This window comes from Mycobacterium sp. E787 (assembly GCF_001668725.1).
GTDB lineage: Bacteria > Actinomycetota > Actinomycetes > Mycobacteriales > Mycobacteriaceae > Mycobacterium.
Map to the genome: position 1 here is coordinate 1 of NZ_LZKL01000026.1, position 3,490 is coordinate 3,490.

Below are 3,490 nucleotides of genomic sequence, written 5' to 3' on the forward strand. Positions count from 1 at the left end.
GGACCGACACCGGCGTCGACGTTCCGCTGCAGCGCCGATACAGGCGTTGCAGGCCGGCCTGGCTCACCGGAACCCGCCCACCGAGATCGGGGTGAGCGGCGAGATCGCCGAGTTCCCCACCACCAGGGTCAAGGCCCTGGAACCCGATGCGACGCCACGCGCCGGCAGCGCCGCCTGGATCGGGCGCTCGCTCGACAACGACATCGTCATCCACGACGTGCTGGCGTCGCGCCACCACGCGTTCCTGACCGCCACGGCGGTCGGCACCGAGATCCGCGACGCGCACAGCATCAACGGCACCTTCGTCAACGGGATCAGGGTCGGCTCCGCCGTGCTCGCCGAGGGCGACGTCGTCACGATCGGCAACGTCGACCTGGTGTTCACCCGCGGCATGCTGGTCCGCCGCCAGGAGGTGGCGGCGCGGACGGGCGGGCTGGAGGTGCGCGAGGTCAACTTCGGCATCGGCGACAAGAACCTGCTGGAGCGGGTGTCGCTGACCGCCAGGCCCGGCACCCTGACCGCGATCATCGGCGGGTCGGGCGCCGGCAAGACCACGCTGTCGCGGCTGATCGCCGGATACGCCACCCCGACCGCGGGCTCGGTCACCTTCGAGGGCCACAACATCCACACCCAGTACGGTTCGCTGCGCACCCGGATCGGCATGGTGCCCCAGGACGACGTCGTGCACCGGCAGCTGACCGTCAACCAGGCGCTGGGCTACGCCGCCGAGCTGCGGCTGCCCCCCGACACCAGCAAGGCCGACCGCGCACAGGTCGTCGCCCAGGTGCTCGACGAGCTGGGGCTGACCAAGCACGCCGACACCCGCGTCGACAAGCTGTCCGGCGGCCAGCGCAAGCGCGCGTCGGTGGCCCTCGAGCTGCTGACCGGGCCGTCGCTGCTGATCCTGGACGAGCCCACGTCGGGGCTGGACCCGGCGCTGGACCTGCAGGTGATGACGATGCTGCGCCAGCTCGCCGACGCCGGCCGCGTGGTGCTCGTGGTCACCCATTCGCTGACCTACCTTGACGTCTGCGACCAGGTGCTGCTGATGGCGCCCGGCGGCAAGACCGCCTACCTGGGGCCGCCGGACCAGATCGGCGGCGCCATGGGCACCACCAACTGGGCCCAGATTTTCGCGAAGGTGGGCGCCGACCCCGACGAGGCGAACCGCCGCTTTCTGGCGCAGAACAAACCGCCGCCACCGGTGGAGTCGGCGCCGGCCGACCTCGGCGCCCCGGCGCGCACCAGCGTGCGTCACCAGTTCTCCACCGTCGCCCGGCGCCAGGTCCGGCTGGTGGTCTCCGACCGCGCCTACTTCGTGTTCCTGGCCTTGCTGCCGTTCGTCCTCGGCGCGTTGTCGCTGACCGTCCCGGGCAACACCGGGTTCGGCATCGCCTCACCGACCAGCGGGACGCCCGACGAATCGGCTCAGATCCTGACCCTGACGTCGGTCGCCGCCGTCTTCATGGGCACCGCGCTGACGATCCGCGACCTGATCGGCGAGCGCGCCATCTTCCGGCGCGAACAAGCGGTGGGCCTGTCGACGACCGCCTACCTCGCCGCGAAGCTGACGGTGTTCTGCGCGTTCGCGATCGTGCAGGCGGCCATCGTGACGGGCATCGTGCTGGTGGGCAAGGGGGCGCCGACGCAGCCGGCGGTACTGCTCGGTAACCCTAGCCTCGAGCTGTTCGTGACCATCGCCGCGATGTGCGTGGCCTCCGCGGTACTGGGGTTGGTGCTGTCGTCGCTGGCACGCTCCAGCGAACAGATCATGCCGCTGCTGGTGGTGTCGCTCATGCTGCAGCTGGTGCTCGCCGGCGGCATGGTCCCCGTGACCGGCCGGATCTTCCTCGACCAGCTGTCCTGGCTGATGCCGTCGCGTTGGGGGTATGCGGCGTCGGCCTCGACGGTCAATGTGCGGTTGCTGGTGCCGGGCTCGCTGGTGCAGCAGGACAGCCATTGGGCGCACACGCCCGGCGCGTGGCTGCTCGACATGGGGATGCTCGCCGCGCTGTCGGCGATCTACGCCGCCATCGTGCGGTGGCGGATCCGGCTCAAGCGCTAATCCGTCGCGTCGAAACGCAGCCCGTGCGCCAGCGCGAAGGCCATCGCCTGGCCGACGTCGACGCGCGCACCCGCCAGCGACGCGGTGCGCCACACCGAGGGGTCCACGATGGCGCCGCGCAGGTCGGCGTCGTCGAGCCGGGCGCCCGTCGTGCGCACGCCGGACAGGTCGGCACCGCGCAGCACGGCCTTGCGCAGGTCGGCCTCCACCAGGCTGGCCTCCCGCAGCCGGCACCCGCTCAGGTCGAGCCCGCGCAGGTCGTTGCCGCCGAGCACCGCGAGGGTGAAATCCACCTCGTCAAACGCCATCGGGCGCATCCGGCACTGCACGAAGACCGAGCCCAGCATGCTGCACTGCGCAAACGAGCTATGCCACAGCAGGGTTCGCTCGAACGTGCAGTTGCGAAACGCCGACCCGCTGTGGCGCGACTCGGCCAGGTTGACGCCGCCGAAGTCGCAGTCGCTGAACACCACCCGCTCGGTGCGCAGCCGGCTGAGGTCCTCGTCGCGAAAGTCCGTGCCGGCGAACTCGCGATCGACCCAGTGCTGCAACGCGGAATCAGCTCGCGGCGAGGGTTTCCAGGGCGTACTCGCTGACGGCGATGAGCGCGTCCCTGGCCGACCGGCGGTCCCGGGCGTCGACCGTGATCACCGGGATGTGCCGGGGCAGCGCCAGCGCCTCGCGCACCGCCTCGACGGGATACCGCGGCGCGCCGTCGAACTCGTTGACCGCGATCAAAAACGGCAGGTTGCGGTGCTCGAAGAAGTCGACGGCGGCGAAGCTGTCCTGCAGCCGCCGGCAGTCGACCAGGACGATCGCGCCGATCGCGCCGCGCACCAGGTCGTCCCACATGAACCAGAACCGGCGCTGACCCGGGGTCCCGAACAGGTAGAGCACCAGCTCCTCGTCCAGGGTGATCCGGCCGAAGTCCATCGCGACGGTGGTGGTCCTCTTGTCCGGGGTGGCCTCCAGCGCGTCGACGCCGGTCGACGCGTCGGTGAGCATCGCCTCGGTGCGCAGCGGCATGATCTCCGAGACGGCCCCGACGAACGTGGTCTTGCCGACACCGAACCCGCCCGCGACGACGATCTTCGTCGAGGCGTGGGCCCCCCGGCGGACCGGGTCAGAGTGCTTTAAGGCCACGCAGTGTCCTCCCTATCAACTCGTAGCGCTCGTCCCTGGTGGAACGCTCGGTCAGCGTCCTCTGCACCCGAAGGTAGCCGGACAGCACCAGATCGCCGACCAGGACGCGCGCGACGCCGACCGGAATATCCAGCCGCGCCGAGATTTCCGCGACCGACGGGCTGTCGACGCACAGTCGGATGATCTTGCCTCTCGGGTCGTTGGACGGCCACCGGTGAGCCAGGCCGGCCTGCAACGCCTGTATCGGCGCTTCCAGCGGAAGGTCGACGTCGGTGTCGGTCC

The 3,490-nt window shown here is 70.5% G+C and carries 4 protein-coding genes; 1 reads left to right on the plus strand and 3 read right to left on the minus strand.

What is annotated here, in order from left to right:
* Window positions 1-2,065, plus strand: a 2,065-nt coding sequence (locus A5705_RS04880; protein WP_156763035.1) for an ATP-binding cassette domain-containing protein, incomplete at its 5' end; no start/stop codon positions are given.
* On the opposite strand, the gene A5705_RS04885 is transcribed toward A5705_RS04880, so the two are convergent.
* From A5705_RS04885 to A5705_RS04895, 3 genes are all read right to left on the minus strand, one after another.
* Window positions 2,062-2,616: a pentapeptide repeat-containing protein gene (locus tag A5705_RS04885; RefSeq protein WP_067873746.1), complete on the minus strand. Its 555-nt coding sequence runs from the start codon at window positions 2,614-2,616 to the stop codon at window positions 2,062-2,064. The two genes, A5705_RS04880 and A5705_RS04885, sit on opposite strands and share 4 nt — an antisense overlap.
* A 7-nt stretch (window positions 2,617-2,623) precedes the next feature.
* A complete protein-coding gene (locus A5705_RS04890) occupies window positions 2,624-3,208 on the minus strand; it encodes an ATP/GTP-binding protein (RefSeq protein WP_067873743.1) in 585 nt (194 codons plus the stop codon).
* The coding region (locus A5705_RS04895) for a DUF742 domain-containing protein (RefSeq protein ID WP_068275839.1) at window positions 3,189-3,490 on the minus strand (302 nt) is incomplete at its 5' end. The genes A5705_RS04890 and A5705_RS04895, both read right to left, overlap by 20 nt.